The organism is Larkinella knui (assembly GCF_003858645.1).
In the GTDB taxonomy this organism is placed as follows: domain Bacteria; phylum Bacteroidota; class Bacteroidia; order Cytophagales; family Spirosomataceae; genus Larkinella; species Larkinella knui.
The window spans coordinates 619,817-643,074 of sequence record NZ_RQJP01000005.1 but is presented as its reverse complement, the minus strand read 5'-3'; the positions used below and the strand labels follow the sequence as shown (position 1 = coordinate 643,074).

Genomic DNA, 23,258 nt, shown 5'->3' with positions numbered 1-23,258 from the left:
ACTTCGTTTCAACGACTAAAAACCAACTCGATGAACGCAGTCATTTTTAAATTTTTATTATGGTAGATGTATTACTCGGCCTTCAATGGGGCGACGAAGGCAAGGGGAAAATTGTGGATGTACTGGCCCCACAGTACGAAGTGGTAGCCCGGTTTCAGGGAGGTCCCAATGCGGGACATACGCTGGAATTCGATGGGTATAAGCACGTGCTGCACCAGATTCCGTCGGGTATTTTCCGGACGGACATTAAAAATATCATCGGCAACGGCGTTGTTCTCGACCCGATCGTATTCCGGAAAGAAATTGACGGTTTAGCCAAATACAAGCTCGATCTGACTCGTAACTTGTTCATTTCCAAAAAAGCGTCGATTATTTTGCCGACCCACCGCCTGCTCGATGCCGCTTATGAGCAAGCCAAAGGCGAATCGAAAATTGGTTCTACCCTCCGCGGAATCGGACCAACGTATCAGGACAAAGTAGCCCGTCAGGGTCTGCGCGTTGGCGATGTCCTGTCGCCCAACTTCGGCACCAAATACGCAAAACTCGTTGCCATTCATAAGACGACACTCGATCACCATCAATTTGATTATCAGTCAGTTTTGCCACAGGCGGAAGCTGAATTCTTCGAAGCGGTGGAGTTCATGAAGCAGTTTCAACTGGTTGAAAGCGAATACGAAGTCAATCGTGCGCTCAATGCCGGACAGAAAGTGCTGGCGGAAGGTGCGCAGGGTTCACTGCTCGACATCGACTTTGGTTCGTATCCCTTCGTAACCAGCTCGAACACGATGACGGCGGGTGCCTGCACCGGTTTGGGAATTGCTCCCCGACAAATCGGTGAGGTATTCGGGATTTTCAAAGCCTACTGTACCCGCGTCGGCAGCGGCCCCTTCCCCACCGAACTGTCGGACGAAACCGGCGAGCGGATGCGGGCAGAAGGTCGTGAATTCGGTGCCACAACGGGCCGTCCGCGCCGGTGTGGCTGGCTCGATTTGCCCGCACTGAAATACGCCATCATGATCAACGGGGTGTCGCAACTCATTATGATGAAAGTCGATGTATTGAATATTTTCGACACGATTAACATCTGTACGCATTATCAATTACCGGACGGCACGGTGACGGAACAATTGCCTTACGATTTGTGTGATACCGCCGTGGTTCCGGTTTACAAAGAATTCAAAGGCTGGAAAACGTCGCTGACCGATTTCCATACCTATGAAGAAGTTCCGACCGAACTGGCGGCTTATATTGACTTTTTAGAAGCGGAACTGGGTTTACCCATCAGCTTCATCTCGACCGGTCCGGATCGGGGCGCAATCATTCACCGCGAGGCAGTCGTATAACACCCGGTTTGTCATACCCATTTTTGAAAGACCCCTAAGGATTTAAACCCTGTGTGGGTCTTTTTTTGTTACTTTTGGACTATTCAACCCAATCCTTTTCCTTGATTTAATGGATCGATCATCGCTCTTCAACCGTCGCGGTTTCCTGAAAAAAAGTACACTGGCAACGATGGCCGGTATGTTAGGTACTAAAATTGCCTTTGCCGACCACATGCCCGGCGGTTACCTGCCGCTTGCTTTTCGGGAAACGGGTCTGGCGGAACCCAATCCGATGCTGATCAAGCATAAAGATCTGATTGTGCTGAACGATAAGCCGTGGAACGTCGAGCCGCCCGCTTATTTGCTCGATGACGCCGTTACCCCCGCCGATAAAATGTTCATTCGCAACAACGGCCTGATTCCCGACAGCATCGACGTCGCAAAATGGGAACTTACCATTAACGGAGAATCTGTAAAAGCACCCAAAACGTATTCACTGAGCGATCTGAAGAAACGGTTTAAAACCTATACCTACCAGTTGGTACTCGAATGCGCCGGGAATGGGCGGTCGGGCTACGCCCCCCAAACGGCAGGCAATCAGTGGAGCGACGGTGCCGTAAGTTGTGCCGAATGGACCGGCGTCCGGCTGAAAGACATTCTGGCGGATGTGGGGTTGAAAGACGATGCGATTTACATTGGCTATTACGGCAAAGATCTGCACATCAGCCAGGACCCGGCCAAGCCGGTTATTTCGCGGGGCGTCCCGATCAAAAAAGCGCTGGAAGACGAAACGCTGGTGGCCTGGGCGATGAATGGCAAGGATATTCCGCTGACGCACGGCCACCCGCTGCGGCTGGTGGTGGGCGGCTGGCCGGCATCGGTTTCGGGCAAATGGCTGCACACGATCGCGGTGCGCAACAAAGTGCACGACGGCGCAAAGATGACCGGCAAAAGCTACAAAGTACCGATCAATCCCGTTCAGCCGGGCGTCGACCCGCCGGAAGATCAGTTCAAAATCATTGAATCCATGCCGGTTAAATCGCTGATTACCTTTCCCAAAACCGGGGCCACAGTGGATCTGGGGCAGCCGATCACCTTACGCGGCCATGCCTGGGCGGGCGACCGTGCGGTTAAAACCGTGCAGGTTTCATTCGATTTCGGGAGCACGTGGCAAAATACCAAACTCCAGGCTCCCAAAAACCGGCTGGCCTGGCAACACTGGACTGCGGACCTGAAGCTTCCCCAGAAAGGATACTACGAAATCTGGGCGCGGGCTGTCGACGATGCGGGTGTTTCGCAGCCGATGGTTATGCCCCAATGGAATCCGGAAGGCTACTGCAACAATGCCTGCCACCGGATTGCAGTGAAGGTGGTTTAATTACAACCCGTTATGCGTCCGTGAAATACCGGTCGCCGAAGGTTTGGTCAGTACCCGCCGAAGTCGCACGACCTCAGCCCGGCGCACAATCAGGGGCACGAATTCAGTTGTGACGTTTTGCGTATCGATCCCGTAAGCCCGCTCATCGGCTAAACTGATGCGTTTCAAACCGAAATAACCGTTCATAACCAATGTATCGAGTGTATTCAGTTCGTTCTCGTAGGATAAAAACCGGTTGATGATAATAAAACGAAAATCACCAATAAAGTTGGGATGCATACCCAGAGGCCGGTATTTAGGGTTCAGCTGAACTTCATGGTTGCGAACCATTTCCTCTACTACCTCCCGAAACAACAGGCTGATCCGCGGCTGCACCCGAAAGCCCAGCCGGAACGTAATCCGCACGACCTCTTCCGGTTCCAGAATATCGATTACGTATTCCGTTGTATACGGATCATCCATGAGTTCAACGTGGATGAGCCAGTAGACCTCTGCCCGCTTGGGCTGGCCCTCCAGAATGGAATCGATGATGTGTTCTTCCACCAGTTGTGGGTTGGCAGAAGAAGTCAGATAGACCAGGTTCGTAGCGTAGGGCGGTATGCTTGCGTCATTGCTCAATTGCTTCAAAACCGGCAGGTGATCGCGCAGGCTGACGTAGCTGGTTAACCGCCGTTTGATTCGGCTACCGAAATACCAGATCAGCATAATGCCGATAATCAGGAATCCCAGCAACAGGGATACCCAGCCGCCGTGGGCAAATTTACGAAGATTGGCAGCCAGAAAACTGCCTTCGATAAAAAGGTAAACGCTCACCAGCAATCCCACCAGCAGCAGATTGACATGCCGCACATGTAGATACATCGCCAGCAACAGGGTGGTCATCAGCATGGTCAGGTTGACGGACAGACCGAAGGCGGCTTCCATGTTTTTCGACTCTTTAAAATACAGCACAACCGCAAAACAGCTGATCATCAACAGCCAGTTGAAAGCCGGAATGTAGACCTGTCCGCGCATATCCGACGGAAAAACGATCCGCAATTTGGGCAACAACGTAAGCCGGAAGGCTTCCGACACCAGCGTGAAGGTTCCACTAATCAGCGCCTGACTGGCGATAATTGTTGCCAGCGTAGCAATTCCAATGCTTGGCAACAGAAACCAGGTGGGTACCAGCCCGAAAAAAGGGCTCTGATTACCCAATTTTGAACCCTGATGGCCCAGGAGCCACGCAGCCTGCCCCAGGTAACAAAGCATCAGACACAACTTGACCAAAATCCAGGAAACCTGAACATTTCGGCGACCTACATGCCCCATGTCGGAATAAAGCGCTTCGGCTCCGGTAGAACACAAAAAAACGCCCCCCAACAGCCAGAAACCCTCGGGATAACCGGCAATCATCTGGTAGGCGTAATAGGGATTCAGGGCCCGGAAAACGGCGGGGGTTTGCAGGATTTGCGCCAGGCCCAAAGCACCAATCATTGTGAACCAGACCGTCATGATGGGGCCGAAGGCGATACCAAGCCGCTTGGTACCGGCTTGTTGCACCACAAACAAAACAAACAGGATCAGCAATACGATGGGGATGACGGGCAAATCAGGATACCGGGGCAGGAGCCCTTCAATGGCCGACGATACGGAGATAGGCGGTGTGATAATGCTATCGGCAATTAAGAAGCTACCACCCGCAATGGCAGGGAACAAAAGCCATCGGGCATACCGCCGGATGAGCGCATACAGGGAGAAAATACCGCCTTCGCCGTTGTTATCGGCCCGGAGTGTTATCAGCACATATTTCAGGGTGGTCTGGAAGGTCAACGTCCAGAAAATAGCCGATGCCCCACCCAAAGCCAGTGTTTCGGTAACAACGCGGTCTTCAATAATGGCCCGATAGGTATACAGTGGCGATGTACCGATATCCCCGAAAACAATGCCAACGGCTACCAGGGAACCAGCTGTCGTTAATTTGTCCAGATTCGAATGTTTGCTCATAGGTATGTAGGCCCGAACGACCGGAACGTATCCTCACGCTTACCGCGTAAACATTCCAACCCGGCGGGAATCCAGTTTCAGGAAAATAAACAGCAGAATCGAAAATGACCACAACGACGAACCGCCGTAGCTGAAAAATGGCAGCGGAATTCCGATCACCGGCATCAGCCCGATTGTCATCCCGATGTTAATCATCAGGTGAAAAAAGATAATACCGGCCAGCGAATAACCGTATACGCGGGCAAAGCGCGTTCGTTGTTTTTCGGCCAGCAACACAAGGCGGCACAATAGAAAAACAAACAAACTTACCACGATCGCACTCCCCACAAAACCGTGTTCTTCGCCAATGGTACAGAAAATAAAATCCGTACTTTGCTCGGGAACGAAGTCCAGTTTAGTTTGCGTCCCCTCCAGAAACCCTTTTCCCTGCAGGCGACCGGAGCCAATGGCAATCTTGGCCTGCGTCACGTTCCAGCCCGCACCCAGCGGGTCGGCCGCCGGGTTGATCAGCACCTTGATCCGGTTTTGCTGGTGCTTCTGCAACACGCTGTTGACAAAGAAATCAACGCCGGCAACGATGGCAATCATCGAAACCGCCGTGATGCCAATGACCAGCACGTTCTGAACCGAACGCTGATAGCGTGGCGTCAGAAAGAAAACCAGCACGGCCAGCGCCAGAATAACCCCGAATAAAATCAGTTTCGGAACAATCAGCGTCAGGATGAACAGGGTCACGATGACAATGGCAATCAGGGGATAAATGCCCGGCAATCCTTCCCGGTACAACATGATGATGAAGGAGGCAAAAACCAGCATCGAGCCGGTTTCGTTCGACGCGATGATGAGCAGGGCCGGCAGGGCAATGATTCCGGCGCACCACAACTGGTCTTTCAGCTTGGTCAGGTTGACGTTCGGAAAGTCGATGTAGCGGGCCAGTGCCAAAGCCGTCCCGAGTTTAGCAAATTCGGCGGGCTGGAGCAAAAAACCCCCGATTTTAAACCACGACCGTGACCCCTTGATGTTCGAACCGGCCACCAGCACCAGCAACAGCATCAGAATGGTGATGCCATAAATGACAAACGCAAATGTATCCCAAAAGCGATAATTGATAACCAGAATGGCAATAATGAGCAATACGGTCGTACCGATCCACATCAACTGCTTTCCGGCGTTGGTGGACATATCGAACAGATTAGTTTGTGTTTCAGGGCTGTATACGGCTGCGTAAACATTCAGCCAGCCCATCAACACACACGCTATGTATAGCATGAGTGTTACCCAATCGATGTTCTGAGTAATTTGTGGTTCTCGGGAAACCAAGTGAATTATAAATTATGAATGATGAACTATGACTTAATTTCCGTTGGTGGTCACCGGCCGGGATGCCAGTGAAGGAGCTTCCGCCGGGACCGGTGGTACGGACCGCTGAAGAATCGTTTTTACGATCATCGGTTTGGCAACGCTGTCCTTTGGCGGTTCAATAAACTTTTTGGGAGCCGGTTTTTGGGGTGGAACGATTGCAGGCAGGTAATTCGCTTCTTTCACCTTCTTATCGAGGGCATGATTATCAACGCGCCGTTTGATATACTTCTCGATTACCAGCGAAGCCACCGAAGCCGCAGCAATACCGCCCCAACCGGCATTTTCGACAAAAACCGCAATGGCAATTTTGGGATTTTCGCGCGGAGCAAAGGCGACAAAAATAGAATGATCTTTTCCTTTCTTGTTTTGGGATGTTCCGGTTTTGCCGCAAATGGTGATGCCCGGAATGTTGGCCGCCATCGTCGTTGTTCCGTGTTCCACCGCGCCCTGCATCCCTTCGGCAACAACCTCAAAATGCTGGGGATCAATACCGACGTCGTGTTTTTCGAGGTACTTGGGGTCGATTCCCTGTCCCGGTTTCCCAATTCCACTGACAATGTGCGGAGTATAAAACCAGCCCCGGTTGGCGACAATAGCCGCTACATTGGCCATTTTCAACGGGCTGATCAGCAATTCGCCTTCACCAATACTCAACGAATAAACGGTTGAGAATTTCCAATGCCGTTCACCATAAAGTTTGTCGTATAATTCAGCGTCCGGCAAACTCCCTTTCAACTCGCTGGGCAGATCGATGCCCAACCGCTGTCCGATACCAAATTTCGCCACCATGTCGTGCCAGTGATGAAGCCCCATGGCCGACGCTTTGAAGGTATTGCGCTCCGCGTTGTTATACAGCAAACGGCGGAAAACGTGGTAAAAATAAGGATTGCAGGAATATTGAACCGCCCCGGAAAGATTCAGGCGCCCGGAACGGTTGCAGTGGCATTTCATCGGCGAACCCGCGTGGCTAAAGATGGATCCGGGCGAAACCGCTCCGTCCTGCAAAGCCACCAGGGCCTGAATCAATTTAAACGTAGAGCCGGGCCGGTAACTCGCCATAACCGGGCGGTTGATCAACGGCTTGTACGGATTTTTAGCCAGTTTCGAGTAGCTTTTTGAGAAAAACCGGCTCGATAACGAATTGGGATCATACGTTGGGGCCGAAACCATGCACAAAATCTGTCCGGTCGATGGCTCGATAGCCACCACACTCCCCACTTTATTCTGCATCAACGTATCGGCATACTGCTGAATTTCGGCATCGATACCCGTATACAGGTTCTTTCCGGCAATCGCCAGCGAATCGAAAGCCCCGTTTTTCCAGGAGCCTTTCACAACGCCGTGTACGTTCTGCATGACAAACTTGATTCCGCGCTGGCCGCGCAGTACCGATTCATATTGTTCCTCCAGACCGCTGCGACCAATGTAGTCACCCTGGCGGTAATAAGGCGTTTCCTGTTCTTCAAGTTGTTTTTTGCTGACCTCACTGACGTAGCCCAGCGCGTTGGCCATCGTATGGGCCGGATAGGTCCGCATCGAACTGGTGACATGCTCAAATCCACGGTAATCGACCAGGGCATCCTGAATCCGGGCAAAGTCTTCTTTTGACAGTTGCCGGAGAAACAAAGACGGTTTTTGGTACGAGTAGGCTTTCGCAGCCGCCATAATGCTGTCAAATTCCGTGCGCTCCAGATTCAACAAATGACAGAAGGCGGCCGTATCCGGAATTTGGACTTTTTTGGGCGTGACGTATAAATCGTAAACCGGGGTATTATAAACCATAAATTTACCGTTCCGATCATAAATCTGACCGCGGTGCGGAATCTCGATGACCCGCTTTATGGAATTACTCGACGATTCCAGCGAATAACTGTCATCCAGAATTTGCAGATAAAACAAACGCGAAAGATAGACCAGTCCAACCAGACAGAAAACGCCGATGACAATGTATTTTCTGTTCTCAATCATAATTAATTACCCCTAAATCCTCGCTACACATTTCGTACCAACGTAGTTACAAATATAACGAGATAAGGATTAGAGTTAAGAATTATGCGTGAAGAGTTACGAATAAAATAACCGGTTTGCCTCCTTGAATTTTATTCGGGTCTCCCCGGGTGGCTGAACGGTCCAAAACTGAAATGAACGCCTGATGGGCGTTTCTTAAAGGCCTTTTGCCAGCGTTTTCACCCGAATCAGGTACATATCGGCCGTGATGTACAGCGTAGAGCCGTCGTTGCCAAAGGCACAATTGGCGGTGGCGGCTCCGGTTCGGATGCGACCCAGTAGTTTACCCGGCCCATCGTTCCGGTCGGGCGCTATGATGACAATCCCGCCCGGGCCGCTCGTCCACACGTTGCCATTTTTGTCCACTTTCAGGCCGTCCGGCACGCCCTGCAAATTCTGTTTCATTCCCTCGGTGGCGTCGTAAAAAATCCGGCCTTTGCCCACGGTTCCGTCCGTCTGCACCGGATACGCCATAACGTACGGTTTTTGGGGGTCAGACTGTCCGATGTACAGCGTTTTTTCGTCGGGCGAAAATGCGATACCGTTCGGGCGGGTCAGGTCGTTGATAATAAGCGTAACTTTGTTGTCGGGCGTCACCCGGTATACCCCAAAAACGTCCAGTTCACGCGCTTTGGTGTCTTTTTCCCGATCCGGCAGGCCGTATGGCGGGTCCGTAAAATAGACACTCCCGTTCGAATGGGGTGCCACATCGTTGGGGCTGTTGAAGCGTTTGCCCATATAATTGTCAGCCAGCGTTTTTTTGCCACCTGATCCACCCGCCAGCACAAGCGCCGAGATGCGCCGGTCGCCGTGTTCGGCCGAAATGAGCCGGCCTTTTCCGTCCAGCGCCAGGCCATTGCTGCCCGGTTCGTCGCTGTAGTGAGCCACACCCGTGTAGCCCGATGGTTTTATAAACGGCACACAGCCTTCTTTTTCCGTCCATTTGTACACCGTGTTTTGGGGCACGTCCGAGAAAAGCAGATAGCCGCCCTCGCTGCCGGAATCTTTCACCCAAACCGGCCCTTCTGACCAGACAAAACCGGAAGCCAGGACTTCAATCCTGGCGTCTTTGGGAATCAGCGCGTCCAGTTTAGGATCAAGGCGCTCAATGGAGCCGATGGTCGGGTAATTGGTTTGGGCCACTGCAACACAACTGAGCGATGTCAACAGCACCGACAAGATACTTTTTTTCATACGTTTCGGTAAGGCTTTAGGATTCAGGGGCAAATTACGATTTTTTACGGTTTTCGATTTTCAGCGTTCGCATTCACCAGCCGTTGTGCTGTCGAAGAAAACCGCGACCCCGGACTGACGGATTACTTCACCTCCACGCTGGCATTTCCGACGCCCGGGTGTCCGTCGGTGGATGCGCCTTCGGCAACGATGCGGATGGTGGTGCGGGCGTCGGAAGCAAAGAAGCTGACCTGAGCTTTGCCATCGTCGCCGGTCTGAATCATCGGTGCCCAATGCAGGGTTGGCCGGTAGTCCGGGCGGACGTGTTCGGGTTTGTTTTCATCGTATCGCGGAGCATAAAACTCGCGAACGGTCTGAAAACCCGGTAGAGTTGCCACGAGTGTCCCGGGTGTTTTTTCCTTGCTGTAATCGTAATTGGGCGATCCCCGTTTGGTATATACGGCAATGACTCCGCCACTCGCCCGGCTCCCGAATATAGTGGCCGCAGCGCCTTTCAGCACATCGATATAGTCCACATCGTAGACCGAAACCGTTAGGATACTTTCTTTTGAAACCGGCATGCCATCAATCGTAAACAAGGGTTCAACAACGCCCGCAAAATTGGCCGACCCGCGAATCTGTACGGTCGGATTCATGGAACTACCGGACACGTTGACCCCAGCAACCCGGCCCCGCAGCAGATCCAGTACCGTCTGGGCACCCCCGGTCATGGTTTGGTCCACTTTGATCGTGTTGCTGGCCTGCCCATAGATTTTCCGTGAGTCCATGGGCACTTCCCGTTTTTTGCGAACGGTTACTTCCTTCAATAAAATTTCGCGGTTCCGGCGAATCTGGCGTTCGATTTCCTGGTATTCTTTGGCTCTTTTCAGGTAATCGGCCAGCTCATCACGCTGGAAAACGATCGGATTGTACGGAATCCGGGTCATTTTAACCGTCGGATTCACCAGATTATCGAGTTTGATCTCCACATTCCGGTTATTTTTCCCCATCACCGCCTGAATCATCACACGCGTAGAATCGTTGAATTTCAAACCGTATACGCCAAATCGCCCGTTCTCGTCCGCTTCGCCCGTCAACACATCACGGGAACTATCGGGGTGCATAATCAAAAACGTCAGCGTCACCTTCCCGGGCGTTTTCTGATTGGGCCGAACCACCTGCCCCGACAGCACCAGCCCGTTTTCGACCAGATGTTCGGGGACCGGATACGTATCCTGCAACACGTCTTTCCAGACAAACTGACGCCAGCCCTGCGTCATCATGAGCACATCCAGATCCGGCAAGCGTTCTTTATTGGCCGGATCGAAATAATAACCCGGTTCCTCGATCAAGCCCTTCAGGTCGGAGCCCAGCAGCAGATACGAAACCAGGTTGGCCGCGTACGGTTCTTTTTCCACTACCTGACTGGCGTCGGTAGCCGCCAGCGAAAGATTGGCCCGAACCGGAGCGCCCGACGCATCGGTCACGGCAACCTCCACCTGAACTTTTTCGCGCGCTCCAAAGGTCGGTTTAGACGGTTTTAAACGAATGTTCAGGCGGTCTTTTTTTTCAATAAAAGCAAGACGTTCGCAAACCGGCTGGTTGGTTTCATCGAACAGGGTAAATTGCGAAATGCCTTCCGGAAACAACTGGCGGGAAATTTGAAAGACAACCGCTTTTTTACTCATATCACCTTGAGCCACCTGAATTTCTTTGCCCCGCGACTGCGCAATGAGCGTAAAACGGCCCTGGGCACTGGCGGGTTTGTTGTTCCGGACGTAGACCCTGACATTTTCCCGATTGGTAATATTATCGACCAGCAGCACATAGCCTTCCGGCCGGGCTTCCGGGAGCGCGTATTGATAACGGCTCCCATCGCTCAAATTGACAAAAGCCGTATAGTGCTGGCCCGGTTCCGGTTTAATCGAAAAATAACCCATACCGCGATGTTTGGCCGAAAATCCGGTAACGGTATCGCCCGCCGAACTCAGCACAAAACCGCTTGATTCCAGCCCTTTTCCCGACGGACTAACGGTTTTGAAGGCCACCCGGCTCTCGATACCGTTGATCAGTTGGCCGCCTTCCGGAAAAAACTGTACATCGGGTTGCAGCACCGCGGGTGTACTGCCCGTCGTTAGAGCGGTTTCCGTATCGGTGTGCAATATCGTGAGCGGTTTTGTGAAGAAATAATCCTCCGGAAAATTCCGCATCCAGCCCGTATAAGCGCGGAGCACATACCCGCCCGCCGGTAACGAATCGCCCAGTACAATAGCGCCGGTGGCATAGCCGTTTTCAGCTTTTAAAATTCGGTGAACGACTATTTTCTGGCTCTCGATTTGCAACAAATCCACATACAGAACTTTGCTGACCGAGTCGGCCAGATGCAGCGGACCATCGAACAGATAACCTTTCATCCAGATCGTTTCGCCAACGGTGTAGTACGGTTTATCGGTCTGAACGTATACTTTTTCTTTTGGATAGGCCGTACTGAACGCCCGCAAACGCTCGACCAGCCGAACGGCGAAAGTGTCATCGGTAAAACGGAGAGCCAGCAAAACCGGTACGGCCAAAATCCAGCCATACTGCCGAAACAAAGCACTTAGTAGATTCATTTAGTAGTTTTTCAAATTATTATGGCAAAAAAACGAATACTCGCCTATAAATTAGCAATCTTAACGCCCAACAACCCTAAAAAATGGCCAATCTTACACCAAAAACTGCGCTCGTTGTTGGAGCGACCGGGCTGATCGGGAATCTGTTGACGCATCGCCTGGTGGATTCTCCGGTCTACGAAAAAGTAAAAGTGCTGGTTCGTCATTCCCTGGGCTGGCAGCACCCGCATTTACAGGAAATTCAGTACGATTTCGATCATCCAAACGGTTTGCTCGTCCAGGCCGACGATGTTTTCTGCTGCCTCGGCACAACGATGAAAATAGCGGGTTCAAAAGAAGCATTTCGAAAAGTCGATTATCAGTATCCATTAGACGTTGCCCAACGCGCTTTGGTCAACCAGGCCCGGCAATTTTTATTAGTTTCGGCGATGGGGGCCAATCCCCGCTCGTCCATTTTCTATAACCGCGTCAAGGGTGAACTGGAACGCGATATTTCCGCTTTACACTATCCGTCTTTTCTGATTTTTCGGCCTTCCCTCCTGCTGGGCGAACGCAAGGAACCGCGATTGGGCGAGCGAATCGGAGCTGGCCTTGCGAAGCTCTTCAATCCGTTGATTCCGGCCAAATACAAAGGTATCAAAGGCGAAAGTGTAGCAAACGCGATGTTTCAGAAAGCCCAGCAGAATCTGACGGGGAAACACGTCTTTGAATCGGATCAGCTACAGGACTTTTAAAGTATGTATTCACCTTCTCTGATTCGCTACGGTCGGCAGCGGCCGCTGGCAGAGCCCCGTACGCTGCGCGCCGGCCCGCTCACCATGCTGTATGAAAACGGTTTTCTGCGGTATATTCGCCTGGGTAACCACGAAGTGGTTCGCATGATTTACCACGCCGTACGCGATCACAACTGGGCCACGGCAACCTGTACCATCGAAAACGAAACGGTTGACCAGTGGGCGGATTCGTTCCGGATTCAGTATACCTGCCTGTGTCGAAATGCCACCGTCAATCTGCGCTGGACCTGCGAGATTGCTGGCGACCCGGACGGTACGATTCACTTTGCCATCGACGGCGAGGTTTTGAGCGAATTTAGCCGAAACCGGGCTGGCTTTTGCGTTCTGCATCCCATTCCTGAATGCGCCGGGCAACCCTGCACGCTGACGCATCCCGATGGCAGCCAGTCGGTGGCGGCTTTTCCCCGGGCCATCAGTCCGCACCAGCCTTTTCTCACGATCCGGGAAATGCAGTGGCCTACGGTCAACGGTGGTGCTGCGGTGTTGTGGTTTGTCGGGGATATTTTTGAAAGTGAAGACCAGCGAAATTGGGCCGATGCTTCCTACAAAACCTATTGTACGCCCTCGGCACGCCCCTTTCCGGTCACTCTTAAAACCGGTGAAACGATTCAGCAATCGGTTGAGTTGCGGCTGATCGGACCGGTTTCCGGACCCTTGGATTTTCAGGCGGATCCAGCCGAAATTACCATTGCATTCGGCTCGCCGAGCGCTTCGCTACCGGTTATCGGACTTGGTGCCAACCCGGAGGTCTTAACAGATCCGGTTATCCAGCTGCTCAAAGAAGCCCGCTTTCACCACCTGCGGGTCGAGGTCAATTTTCAGAAACCGGATTGGCCGGAAACGTACCAAAAAGCCATCGACGATGCCGTTCAGCTCGATTTAAAGCTGGAAATCGCCCTGATCTTCAATCAACTGGCCAATTATGAACTTTATAGTTTTCTGAAAGAACCGGTTGATCCGTCACTCGTTTACTCGGTATCCATTTTCAGTAATTTTGCCAAATCAACGCCAGCGTCGTTACTCGAGCAGGTCGTTTCGCCAATCCGTCAGGCTTTTCCCAATGCGCAGATCGGTGCCGGAACCGACGCTTTTTTCGTTGCGGTCAACCGGCAGACGCCACCGCTCGAAACCGTCGATTTTATCAGTTATGCGATCAGCCCGCAGGCCCATGCCATCGATACTTTGACGCTGATTGAAAATGTGTCGGCCCAAGCTGACACCGTTCGGGATGCCCGCCACTGGATTCCAAACGTGCACGTATCGCCCGTTACGTTACGACCGCGTTCCAATCCCGATGTGACCGGCAAAGCCCCGGATTCGGCGATGAATCAGATGCCCTTTTCCGTCGATCCACGGCAAATGTCTTTGTTTGGGGCCGCCTGGACGCTGGCAAGCCTGAAGGAACTGATTCAGGCAAAGGCCCGTTCGGTCACGTATTACGAAACGATTGGTGAACAGGGCATCATGCAGGGCGATTTTCCGTCGGCTTATCCCGACCAGTTTTTTTCAGAAACCGGTATGGTATTTCCGATGTACTGGGTTTTTCGGTTGGCAAACGGTTTTCGGGATGGTCAGGTTGTTCCAACCGTCAGCAGTCGGCCTCTTAACGCAGAAGCCCTGTGTCTTCAAAAGGGCCCGAAAGCGGTTTTGATGCTGGCGAATCTGACCAATGAGCCGCAAACGGTTGTCGTTCCGGTCAACCGAACGGTCGTCGTGCGCCTACTGGATGAAACCTCATTTTCCAAAGCCTGTTTTTCGCCAGCCTCCTTTTGGGAGGAATCGGCCCAAAGTCTCAGCCCCGAAAAGGCGAAACCGTTGCGGTTGCGCCTGGCGCCTTACGCAACGGTTTTCGCGGAATGGGAAACGAGTGATTAGCTGAAGTTACCAGGCGGTTTCAGGAATATCAAAACGCATTGACAATATCTTCCAGCGCAACCCCCAGCCACTGCCGGGCGATTTTATCCAATTGAGCGTCGTCGCCCTGAATGTGTAGCGTCGTGTGGGTGTGCGTCAGGCGACCGCCGGGTTGCAAGGCTGCTGCGGGCGACGAACTTTCCAGCTCGTAGAATTTCCCCATTTGCGGCTGGCCGGGTTTCATCGGTCCGTCGTTGTAGGAGTTGACGACATCGCCCGCATAGGGTTCTTTCTGAATTTCCCAGGCTGAATTGACGTATTCCCGATCAGCCGGATTGAACGTGAAGGTAACCAACGTCAGCGTTTGTGAACTGGGATCGTAGCTGCCGAGCCAGTTTTTGGCCCGCGCCGGCGGCACCCCAATCTTGCCGCGCGCCCTGGCATCCGCTTTGAAGAAACCCACACGGTCTGTCAGGACCAGCCGCGACGCCGGTACCTTTCCAAAATAACTGTCATTAATGGCCTGGCCCGGACCGGGTTGAAACGGCACCACAATCGTCGCTTCCGGCGAAGCATTGAACATCCCCAAAATCCAGACCGACAGCAATCCTTTCTCCTTCGCCCAGGCTTCTTTCCCCTTGTTAACCAACGTGTTGACGGACTCCACACCAACAATTTTCAGCGAATCGCTCAGAGGAACGCCCGATGCGCCCAGCGCCTGACTAATCTGTTCCGGACGCAGCAGGTGCACTTCGCGTTCAACGCCCACGCTGAACCGGGTCCCGGAATAATTGGTCAACTGAAAATCCCTCGTAAAACGGGCCGAATGCTCGTCTTTGGATGCGATCGTGAAGGGTTCGGAATCGATGGGCGCGGGCGTTTGCCATTCATCCCCATTGAATGGAGCGCCGGGTTTGAAATAAATGGCAAACTGCCCACCCTCCGGCCCCAGCCAGAAGCGGTCTTCTCCGCCGAACGCATTCATGTGCGGCATGAGTTTGCCCGATTGGATCAGTTCGCGGTTAATCCAGCCGTAGCTGGTTTGCCCATCGGCCGTGCTCGTCATCACCCGGCCCTGATACGCCGGACAAATCAATACCTGCGCTTTACCATCTTGTAGTGTCACTAAATCGGGGTGGTGTTTCTGGAGAAAAGCCGCGTCGGAGGCAAACATAGTGGTTTGGGTTGTGTCGTTTTGGGAAGTATTGTCGTCAGAAGAGGTAGATTGGCAGGCCACAGTGCCCGCCAGCAAGGGCAAAATGGCCAAATAGTTTATTTTTTTCATAAGTAGGCTTAGGATTCGTCAGAATTTCCCGAAATTTAACCAGTTCTTATCCACTTCCCGAAAACCTTACCTAATCTTTCTGCGACCATGAACTTCAATGCCCATATTCGTCCGGCTGATTCTCAGGATGTTGGAACCATTTACCGGTTTCTGTGTGAACTGGAAGAAACTCAATTAAACGCTGTGGCCTTCCGGGCGGTATTTCAGCGCAACCTTTCCGATTGTCGGGTGCATTATTTGGTCGCCGAAGTCAACGATGAAGTAGTTGGTTTCATCAGTTGTCACGTTCAATACCTGCTTCATCATACCGGCAAAGTCGGCGAAATTCAGGAGTTGTATGTTGTGCCGGAATACCGGAATCACCAGATTGGCCGACAACTCGTGGCGGCTTTGGAGCAATTGGCCGACGCACACGGTTTTGTCAATCTGGAAGTGACGGCCAACCAGAAACGGACCCACACACACCGGTTTTACCAGAACCTTACGTTCCGTCCGTCGCATTTCAAGTTTGTGAAGGAGTTTCAATAACCGCTAGTCGCGTTTCGAAAAGTAGTCATTCACGTCTTTGTAGCCCTCTTTAACCGTTTTTGTTCGGGTCGAAATGCGGTATTGGCTGAACAAGTCGCCGTATTCCCGGGCGGCTTTTTGCCCGGCGGCATCATTGTCGAAATAGAAGCAAATTTCAAAACGGCGGAAGAGTTTCATCCATTCCCGTTTGAACATCGTCGCACTTCCCAGACTAACGGCGGGCATTCCTTCCTGCATGAGTGTCATGCAATCCAGCGCGCCTTCGGTCACATACAGCGTTTGGCCGGTTTTAATGAGGTCTACCACGTCGGCATTGAACAACTCCACGGGAACACCGCTCAAAAACTGATACCGGGATGTTGAATCGGTGGGACGCCCGATGAGCCGGCCTTGCAAAAATACGATGCGGTTTTTCCGGTAATACGGAATGATGATCGGATGGCGGTAGAAAATCAGGTTTCCCTTCTCGTTGAATAAGCCGCATTCCTGCAAATCCAGGAGGTTATAGGTCTTCCGTAAAAAGGATTGTGCCGACTGGTAGTCGTTGACCGTAAAAAGGCGAAACTTCCGCAACGTCGACTCTGAAAAACCCCGGCCAGCCAAATACTGCCAGGCTTCTGCCCGCACATCCGTTGGGGGTTGTCCTTCACAAACCCGCTGAAAAGCTTCGTAGATATCGCTATGCAGTGGCTTGTAAACGTAAGCGTTTGTATCCGATGGCAAGGCGATTTTCTCCGGCTTGGCGACCACCGCCGACTGTATTTTTTTCAGATGCCCTTTTTTATACAATTCCGGATTATACTCCGGCAGGTAATTGAAGGCCAGCTCGTGCATGGCCGCCGTATAATCCAGATGAGCAATCCCGGCATAGAAGCTGATCACATCGCCGTGTTTGCCGCAACCGAAGCAGTGATACGAGTTAGTTTGCGGATAAATAACCAGCGAGGGCGTTTTCTCAACGTGAAATGGACACACGATTTTGCGGTTTTCGTGCAGCTCATACCCCAAATCCCTCACAACCCGGACTATGTCGATGGCTCGGGTTGGCGTTAGCAGATCCATGTAGTTACCATTTTACCCTGCATGTTAACATAAAAAACCGGACATCAAAGCAGGTGCTTCGATGTCCGGTTTTTTATGGAGTAAAGAAGTGAGACGTAAGAGAAAAGATTTAGACGTCAGTTGGCAATTGTCTCAAATCTCTTGTCTATGCTCTTTTGTCTCAAAAACTAATTCAGGAAGCTCAGGCGCAATTCGGCCAACTGGTTGCGGATCGAGGCATCGATCTGCCGGTCGCCGATGCGGAGAACATAACCGCCGATCAGTTTCGGATCAATTTGCTCTTCCAGTTCGATTTGCTTGCCGGTCGCTTTGCCAACGACACCGATGAATTCCTTGCGAATTTCTTCCGTCAGGGGCAGCGTTGTGATCACCCGAATCTTCTGGATTCCTTTCAAATCATTGTACTGCCGAACGAATTCGTCGGCAATGCTATCCATGATACCTTCCCGGTTTTTCTTCGTAATGATATTGAAGATCAGAAACGATAACGGATCGACGCGGCTTTCAAAGATAGCCCGTAAAACGGCCATTTTCTTTTCATGGCGCAAAATCGGACTTTTCAGCGCCAGCATCAAGTCGCGGTTTTTGCGAACCACGTCCAGGAAAAACAACATATCCTTGTACACTTCTTCGACTTTCTGCTTCTCCTTCGCCAGGTCGATCAGCGATTTAGCGTATCGGAATGCAACTGTAGATTCTGCCATCTTATGAGTGGTGAGTTCAGAAGTAAGAGTGAACGCGTCAGCTAACCGATCGGGCGGCAAACTCTTCACTCTTACTTCTGAACTCTTAATTTAACCGTGCTTCTGCAACGAGACTTTTAACAAGTTCTTCCTGTGATTTCTTATCGCTCAGTTCTCTCTTCAGTACTTTTTCAGCAATGTCGAGTGACAGTTCGATCACTTCGCGTTTCACTTCAGCCACCATCGCCTGACGCTCCGTCTGCAATTCTTCGCGGGCTTTCAGAATAATCCGATTGCCTTCTTCGGTTGCCCGGTCGCGCGATTCGGCAATGACCCGGTCGGCGGTTTCTTTAGCGCCCCGCAAAATGGCATCGCGTTCAGCGCGGGCCTCGGCCAGCAACTTCTGGTTGTCGGCTTGCAGTTTGGCCATTTCGATCCGGGTTTTTTCGGCCATATCCAGGGCTTTCTGAATATCGTCTTCCCGTTCTTTCAGACTTTCCGTAATCGGTGTCCAGGCAAATTTTGACAGGATAAAATACAGCAGTCCGAAAACGACTACCATCCAGAATAACAACCCAATATCAGGAATCAGCAGATCCATGGATTTTCGAAATTAGGATATATGAATAGGATAAATTCGCTTGTTGTTGAAATCAGCCCGTCGGCTGACTAGTTCATACCGACGGGCTTTTTCCAGTTTTTTGAGTCGTGTGCCGACGCCTAATGCAACCGGCGACTCGAGTGCTTATCGACTGGTTAACCCAGTGAAATCAGCAGACAGATAACGGCTGCGAACAGAGCCACGGCCTCGATCAACGCTGCGATGATCAACATCGCGGTTTGAATCCGACCAGCGGCTTCCGGTTGGCGGGCGATACCTTCCATCGCCGAACCACCAATACGACCAATACCCAGACCTGCACCGATAGCGGCCAGACCTGCGCCAATGGCGGCACCCATTACTGCGAAGCTACCTGTAGCTTCCAGAAGAATAGAGAGCAACATTGCAAACATGCTCGAAAAACAATTTATGGTTAAACAAAAAATACAACTGAATTAACGGCAATACCCAATCTTAATGCGCTTGCGGGCCTTCGTAGCCCACACCATGGTCGGCTTCGTGATGGTCTTCAATCGCACTGCCGATGTACATCGACGAAAGCAGGGTAAAAATGAATGCTTGCAGGAACGCAACCAGCAACTCGATCAGGTTCATGAACAGCGAGAACACGATGATGAGCGGGCTAACGCCCCACCCCATGCCGGAACCGCCCAGATCCTTGGCAATGAAAATCAAGCCCAGCAAGCTCAGAATAATGATGTGGCCCGCCGTGATGTTGGCAAACAACCGAACCATCAGGGAGAAGGGCTTCATGAACACACCCACGATTTCGACCGGAATCATGATGGGCAGCAGCGCCACCGGAACACCGGTAGGTTTGAAAAGGTGAGCCCAGTAATGCTTGTTGCCGCTCAGGTTAACAATCAGGAAGGTGATAACGGCCAGCGTCATCGTGATAGCGATGTTGCCGGTCAGGTTGGCACCGCCCGGCAGAAGTCCCAGCAGGTTGTTGAAAAGAATGAAGAAAAACAGCGTCAGCAGGAACGGCAGATACCGTCCGTATTTGGGACCGATGTTCGGTTTGGCAATCTCGTCGCGAACAAACAGAATAACCGGTTCCAGAAAAGACTGCAATCCTTTGGGTGCCTTGCCTTTGTTTTTCTCATAGCCGTTGCGAACGGAGAAAAATACAACTAAAAGCAAAACCGCACTCAACAGGAGAGACGCTACGTTTTTCGTGATGGAGAAATCGTATACTTTGATCGACTTATCGGCTTCGCCATTGGCTCCGGCACGGTATATTTTATTGTGTTCTTTTACGTAGCCGTTGTAGGTGGCTTCATGAGCGAAGTGCGAAGACGAAAACACGTCCAGCCCGCCATCCTGCGTATACAGAATGACCGGTAAAGGGAGCGTTAAGCCGTGCGCAAATTCCCAGCCATGATCGTCCTTGATGTGGTGCATGATCATGTCGCCCACATTAAATTTCTTCTTTCCTTCTGCCGCGTTGTGGTCAGCATGCTCCTCGTGTTGCGCATTGACCGACACCAACGTACTCAGAAACAATACAATACTTAAAAAAAACGTATGAATCCGGAAACGCATCATATGAAGTAAATGGTATGTGTTACAAACCGCGTCGCAAGTTACGACTCAAAATGTAGATTTCAAAGGCTGTATAAAATATATATAGTGCAAGAAAGTCCAGGATAAACAGTTTGACACCATGGACGCCATGCCACAAAAAGAACCCGACAAATACCAGGCACAAGATCAGCCGGGCCACGATGGTAGCCATGTAAAACGGAATGAATTTTTCGCGATTATTCTGAAAACCAACCTCCATGAGCCGGTGAATCAGGAATGAAATGCTCAGAAAAAAAATGAGCATAAATTTCCAGTACGGATGAAGCCAGGCAGCAGCTCCATACTGTTCGGCTATAAAAAATACAATTGCCAACAGGGCGGTGGCCCCAATGCTGTAGCGCATATCAGGGCTGTTTGGGTAAACTTCGAATAAAAAGATACAACGACGAACCAATGGCTACCAGCGATAATACGAGCGTCCAGATGGGCTTTTGGTTGCCCTGCCATTCGTCCAGTTTAATACCGCCCCAAACGCCCAGGCCAATTGTGGCCAGCATCTGAAAGCCGATCGCTGAATATTGTACAAAAGAACTGGTTTTGCGGGTGGCCTTCCTGAACGGCTTTTCCGGCTCATCAGAATTGAATTTATCGGGTTCCATACGGCAAGTCCTCGGTTTTGATGTCAGTTATTTCGTATTTTTGTCTGAGTGGCACGTTTTTCGATACGGTTTTTGCGTTGACGACGTTACTATTCAGTGTTGGTTCCGCGAAGGTAGAAAGCCTTCCGGCGGTTACCAAGAATATTACTCTTTTCCATGCAAGGCGGGTTTTTCAACCGATATTTCCCTACGTATTCTGTAGCTGACCAATTCCGGTCCTGCTTCCTATCGGTTGTTGTCCTGGTTTTGGTCAGCAGCTGTTCACAATACAGCCAGAAGAAGCTCCCGGTCGCCTATCATAACCTGAACGCCCGCTACAACGCCTACCTGATTGCCCGCGACCGGCTTCGGGAAGTGGAGCGCTATCAGCATAAAACGTACCAGGAAAATTACAACCAGCCCCTGCCCATTCTGCTGCCGCTCGATTCCACCAGGTTAGAACCTGTAAAAGCACAACTGGACGACGCCATCAAGAAGGCATCGCTGGTAGCGGAGCGCCACCAGAATAGCAAATGGCTGGATAATAGCTATATACTATTAGGCACCGCCCGCTTGTATCGCCAGGATTATGGCAATGCCATGGAGGTGTTTAAATATGTCAATACCAAGGGCGAAGGCGAGGATGAAAAACACGAAGCGTTGATTGGCCTCATGCGAACCTACGTGGAAACCGGTGCCTACACAAACGGTTTAAATGTGGCGGAATACCTTCGTGTTCAACCACTTAATAAGGCCAATACACGGGACTATTATTTAACGAAAGCGTATTTACACCAGCAGAAACAGGAATACGCGGTGTCGGCGGCTTTGCTGGATGCCACCTTTCCTTTCCTGAAAAAAGGTGAAACGACCGCCCGTTTGCATCTGATTGCCGGTCAACTGTATGATCTGACCGGAAAACCGGAACAGGCCATAGCCCACTATCGCCAGGTATTAAAAAACCGGCCCACCTACGAGCAGTCGTTTTATGCCACCATTTACTCCATTCAGGGCGGGCGCACCAGCAACGAACGGTTTACCCGCATGTTGAATGACCGGAAAAATACCGACCTGAAAGACAAGATTTACTACACGATGGGGCTGCTGGAAGCGCGGAATGGACGCTACCCGAAAGCCATCGAATACTGGAAGAAATCAATCCACGAAACCACTTCCAACACGAGCCAGATTCCGTATACCTACCAGGAAATGGGAAAGCTGTATTTCGAAAAATTACAGAATTTCCCAACCGCCAAAGCGTATTACGACAGCGCACTGGCTTTGTTGCCCCAACAATCCGCGGATTATAAAGCCCTGGCCAATCGGAAAGTGTTTCTGGATGAATTCGTTGAGCAGCAACAAACCATTCAGACCGAAGACAGCCTGCAAAAACTGGCCCAAATGAATCCGGCCGCCCTCGACCAGCATCTGAATGAAGCCATCGACCGCAAACAGAAACAGCAGCAGGCTCTGCTGGCCCGGGCTCAGGAAATTGCCACTCAGGCGGCCAATCGCCCGGCGACTTCGTCAGATATTCCGGCCGATCAACGGTGGCTTTTGTACAATCCCATCATGGTTACGCAGGGCCGGACGGAATTTATGCAGAAGTGGGGAACCCGCCAACTGGAAGACAACTGGCGTCGAAGCCAAAAAGAATCTTCGGCGCAAATTGGAGCGGTCGATTCTCCGCCCCAAACCGGAACCGCTCTCAATGCCAATGGGCCGGAAAGTTCCAGTTCGGGCGTTTTGTCGGCCGCCGAGCGAAAAGCTCAGAAAGACGCCCTATATGCGACCATTCCCTTTAGTCCGGAAGCGTTGAAACTGTCCAATCAGCGGTTGGAAAATGCGTATTATCACCTGGGCAAATTGTATAAATTTCAATTCAATCAGCCGGATCAAGCCATTCCAACTTTCGAAACCTTGCTGACCCGGTATCCGAATACCGGCGTCAAACCAGAGGTTTATTATTTGCTGATGGTTTCGAATGATCAGTTGAACCGCACCTCTACTTGGAAGGAAAAGCTGCTGGCGGAATTCCCAACCTCGTCCTATGCCCGGCAGGTCGGAAAAACCGGTACGACCGGGGCCCATACGGCAACCGGCGAGACCGAAGCGCAGCGCGTTTATACGGAAATCTACAATCTCTACAAAGCCAATAATTTGAGTGAAGCCCTGAGCCGGGCCGAAACCGCCATGAGTGCCCTAACCGGTAGTCTGATTGAAGATAAAATGGCCGTACTGCGTGTCATCCTGATTGGCAAAGTGCGGGGTGTTGAGCCCTACCGTCAGGCACTGATCGAATTCATCCGCGATTACCCAACCAGTTCTTTGTTGCCGAAAGTGCGAGAAATGCAGATAGCCGCCGAGCAGCCAACGGCTAAACGGAAGTAGCGGTTTTGGTTAAAATGTGTACATTTGACAAAAG

General features: G+C 51.5%; 19 protein-coding genes. 6 read left to right on the top strand and 13 right to left on the bottom strand.

What is annotated here, in order from left to right; all coding sequences use genetic code 11:
* Positions 1–59 precede the first annotated feature (59 nt).
* Both EHT87_RS24945 and EHT87_RS24940 read left to right on the top strand, forming a co-directional pair.
* Positions 60–1,343, top strand: coding sequence for an adenylosuccinate synthase (locus EHT87_RS24945; protein ID WP_124909386.1), 1,284 nt, complete (start codon positions 60–62; stop codon positions 1,341–1,343).
* A gap of 109 nt (positions 1,344–1,452) precedes the next feature.
* Positions 1,453–2,700: a sulfite oxidase gene (locus EHT87_RS24940; protein ID WP_124909385.1), complete on the top strand. Its 1,248-nt coding sequence runs from the start codon at positions 1,453–1,455 to the stop codon at positions 2,698–2,700.
* Here EHT87_RS24940 and EHT87_RS24935 read toward each other — a convergent pair whose 3' ends face one another.
* From EHT87_RS24935 to EHT87_RS24915, 5 genes are all read right to left on the bottom strand, one after another.
* Positions 2,701–4,686 carry a KUP/HAK/KT family potassium transporter gene (locus EHT87_RS24935; protein ID WP_124909384.1) on the bottom strand — a complete coding sequence of 662 codons (1,986 nt, stop codon included), beginning with the start codon at positions 4,684–4,686 and terminating at the stop codon, positions 2,701–2,703.
* Between the two features lie 39 nt (positions 4,687–4,725).
* Positions 4,726–6,006 carry a rod shape-determining protein RodA gene (rodA, locus tag EHT87_RS24930; RefSeq protein ID WP_262707760.1) on the bottom strand — a complete coding sequence of 427 codons (1,281 nt, stop codon included), beginning with the start codon at positions 6,004–6,006 and terminating at the stop codon, positions 4,726–4,728.
* A gap of 33 nt (positions 6,007–6,039) precedes the next feature.
* Positions 6,040–8,016: a penicillin-binding protein 2 gene (mrdA, locus tag EHT87_RS24925; RefSeq protein ID WP_124909382.1), complete on the bottom strand. Its 1,977-nt coding sequence runs from the start codon at positions 8,014–8,016 to the stop codon at positions 6,040–6,042.
* Between the two features lie 195 nt (positions 8,017–8,211).
* Complete coding sequence (locus EHT87_RS24920; RefSeq protein ID WP_124909381.1) at positions 8,212–9,249, bottom strand: SMP-30/gluconolactonase/LRE family protein; 1,038 nt, start codon at positions 9,247–9,249, stop codon at positions 8,212–8,214.
* A 122-nt stretch (positions 9,250–9,371) separates the two neighbouring features.
* Positions 9,372–11,840: a TonB-dependent receptor plug domain-containing protein gene (locus EHT87_RS24915; RefSeq protein WP_124909380.1), complete on the bottom strand. Its 2,469-nt coding sequence runs from the start codon at positions 11,838–11,840 to the stop codon at positions 9,372–9,374.
* Positions 11,841–11,923: 83 nt separating this feature from the next.
* Here EHT87_RS24915 and EHT87_RS24910 point away from each other — a divergent pair, with 83 nt between their 5' ends.
* Both EHT87_RS24910 and EHT87_RS24905 read left to right on the top strand, forming a co-directional pair.
* Positions 11,924–12,574 (top strand): Rossmann-fold NAD(P)-binding domain-containing protein, encoded by a 651-nt coding sequence (locus EHT87_RS24910; RefSeq protein ID WP_124909379.1) that lies wholly within the window; start codon positions 11,924–11,926, stop codon positions 12,572–12,574.
* 3 nt (positions 12,575–12,577) lie between these two features.
* Positions 12,578–14,509: a D-apionate lactonase family protein gene (locus EHT87_RS24905; protein WP_124909378.1), complete on the top strand. Its 1,932-nt coding sequence runs from the start codon at positions 12,578–12,580 to the stop codon at positions 14,507–14,509.
* 28 nt (positions 14,510–14,537) lie between these two features.
* On the opposite strand, the gene EHT87_RS24900 is transcribed toward EHT87_RS24905, so the two are convergent.
* Positions 14,538–15,773, bottom strand: coding sequence for a DUF6786 family protein (locus EHT87_RS24900; protein WP_124909377.1), 1,236 nt, complete (start codon positions 15,771–15,773; stop codon positions 14,538–14,540).
* A gap of 87 nt (positions 15,774–15,860) precedes the next feature.
* Here EHT87_RS24900 and EHT87_RS24895 point away from each other — a divergent pair, with 87 nt between their 5' ends.
* Positions 15,861–16,301 carry a GNAT family N-acetyltransferase gene (locus EHT87_RS24895; RefSeq protein WP_124909376.1) on the top strand — a complete coding sequence of 147 codons (441 nt, stop codon included), beginning with the start codon at positions 15,861–15,863 and terminating at the stop codon, positions 16,299–16,301.
* A gap of 3 nt (positions 16,302–16,304) precedes the next feature.
* On the opposite strand, the gene EHT87_RS24890 is transcribed toward EHT87_RS24895, so the two are convergent.
* The 7 genes from EHT87_RS24890 to EHT87_RS24860 all read right to left on the bottom strand — a co-directional run bounded on the left by EHT87_RS24890 (position 16,305) and on the right by EHT87_RS24860 (position 20,854).
* On the bottom strand, positions 16,305–17,363 hold the full coding sequence (locus EHT87_RS24890; protein WP_124909375.1) for a CHC2 zinc finger domain-containing protein: 1,059 nt from the start codon (positions 17,361–17,363) through the stop codon (positions 16,305–16,307).
* 167 nt (positions 17,364–17,530) lie between these two features.
* On the bottom strand, positions 17,531–18,067 hold the full coding sequence (gene atpH / locus EHT87_RS24885) for an ATP synthase F1 subunit delta (protein WP_124909374.1): 537 nt from the start codon (positions 18,065–18,067) through the stop codon (positions 17,531–17,533).
* An 85-nt stretch (positions 18,068–18,152) separates the two neighbouring features.
* Entirely contained in the window at positions 18,153–18,647 is a 495-nt protein-coding gene (gene atpF, locus EHT87_RS24880; protein ID WP_124909373.1) for a F0F1 ATP synthase subunit B, read from the bottom strand.
* 155 nt (positions 18,648–18,802) lie between these two features.
* A complete protein-coding gene (gene atpE / locus EHT87_RS24875; protein ID WP_114404108.1) occupies positions 18,803–19,060 on the bottom strand; it encodes an ATP synthase F0 subunit C in 258 nt (85 codons plus the stop codon).
* Positions 19,061–19,121: 61 nt separating this feature from the next.
* Positions 19,122–20,216 (bottom strand): F0F1 ATP synthase subunit A, encoded by a 1,095-nt coding sequence (gene atpB / locus EHT87_RS24870; protein WP_124909372.1) that lies wholly within the window; start codon positions 20,214–20,216, stop codon positions 19,122–19,124.
* Between the two features lie 19 nt (positions 20,217–20,235).
* Positions 20,236–20,598 (bottom strand): hypothetical protein, encoded by a 363-nt coding sequence (locus EHT87_RS24865; protein ID WP_124909371.1) that lies wholly within the window; start codon positions 20,596–20,598, stop codon positions 20,236–20,238.
* A gap of 1 nt (position 20,599) precedes the next feature.
* A complete protein-coding gene (locus EHT87_RS24860) occupies positions 20,600–20,854 on the bottom strand; it encodes an AtpZ/AtpI family protein (protein WP_124909370.1) in 255 nt (84 codons plus the stop codon).
* Positions 20,855–21,100: 246 nt separating this feature from the next.
* Here EHT87_RS24860 and porW point away from each other — a divergent pair, with 246 nt between their 5' ends.
* Positions 21,101–23,224 carry a type IX secretion system periplasmic lipoprotein PorW/SprE gene (porW, locus tag EHT87_RS24855; protein ID WP_229321331.1) on the top strand — a complete coding sequence of 708 codons (2,124 nt, stop codon included), beginning with the start codon at positions 21,101–21,103 and terminating at the stop codon, positions 23,222–23,224.
* The last annotated feature ends 34 nt before the right edge of the window (positions 23,225–23,258 follow it).

Bases quoted from the DNA above. Each gene is read 5' to 3' on its own strand.
- EHT87_RS24945 (WP_124909386.1), top strand. From the start codon at position 60: ATGGTAGATGTATTACTCGGCCTTCAATGGGGCGACGAAGGCAAGGGG.
- EHT87_RS24940 (WP_124909385.1), top strand. From the start codon at position 1,453: ATGGATCGATCATCGCTCTTCAACCGTCGCGGTTTCCTGAAAAAAAGT.
- EHT87_RS24935 (WP_124909384.1), bottom strand. From the start codon at position 4,686: ATGAGCAAACATTCGAATCTGGACAAATTAACGACAGCTGGTTCCCTG.
- mrdA (WP_124909382.1), bottom strand. From the start codon at position 8,016: ATGATTGAGAACAGAAAATACATTGTCATCGGCGTTTTCTGTCTGGTT.
- EHT87_RS24920 (WP_124909381.1), bottom strand. From the start codon at position 9,249: ATGAAAAAAAGTATCTTGTCGGTGCTGTTGACATCGCTCAGTTGTGTT.
- EHT87_RS24915 (WP_124909380.1), bottom strand. From the start codon at position 11,840: ATGAATCTACTAAGTGCTTTGTTTCGGCAGTATGGCTGGATTTTGGCC.
- EHT87_RS24910 (WP_124909379.1), top strand. From the start codon at position 11,924: ATGGCCAATCTTACACCAAAAACTGCGCTCGTTGTTGGAGCGACCGGG.
- EHT87_RS24905 (WP_124909378.1), top strand. From the start codon at position 12,578: ATGTATTCACCTTCTCTGATTCGCTACGGTCGGCAGCGGCCGCTGGCA.
- EHT87_RS24900 (WP_124909377.1), bottom strand. From the start codon at position 15,773: ATGAAAAAAATAAACTATTTGGCCATTTTGCCCTTGCTGGCGGGCACT.
- EHT87_RS24895 (WP_124909376.1), top strand. From the start codon at position 15,861: ATGAACTTCAATGCCCATATTCGTCCGGCTGATTCTCAGGATGTTGGA.
- EHT87_RS24890 (WP_124909375.1), bottom strand. From the start codon at position 17,363: ATGGATCTGCTAACGCCAACCCGAGCCATCGACATAGTCCGGGTTGTG.
- atpH (WP_124909374.1), bottom strand. From the start codon at position 18,067: ATGGCAGAATCTACAGTTGCATTCCGATACGCTAAATCGCTGATCGAC.
- atpF (WP_124909373.1), bottom strand. From the start codon at position 18,647: ATGGATCTGCTGATTCCTGATATTGGGTTGTTATTCTGGATGGTAGTC.
- atpE (WP_114404108.1), bottom strand. From the start codon at position 19,060: ATGTTTGCAATGTTGCTCTCTATTCTTCTGGAAGCTACAGGTAGCTTC.
- atpB (WP_124909372.1), bottom strand. From the start codon at position 20,216: ATGATGCGTTTCCGGATTCATACGTTTTTTTTAAGTATTGTATTGTTT.
- EHT87_RS24865 (WP_124909371.1), bottom strand. From the start codon at position 20,598: ATGCGCTACAGCATTGGGGCCACCGCCCTGTTGGCAATTGTATTTTTT.
- EHT87_RS24860 (WP_124909370.1), bottom strand. From the start codon at position 20,854: ATGGAACCCGATAAATTCAATTCTGATGAGCCGGAAAAGCCGTTCAGG.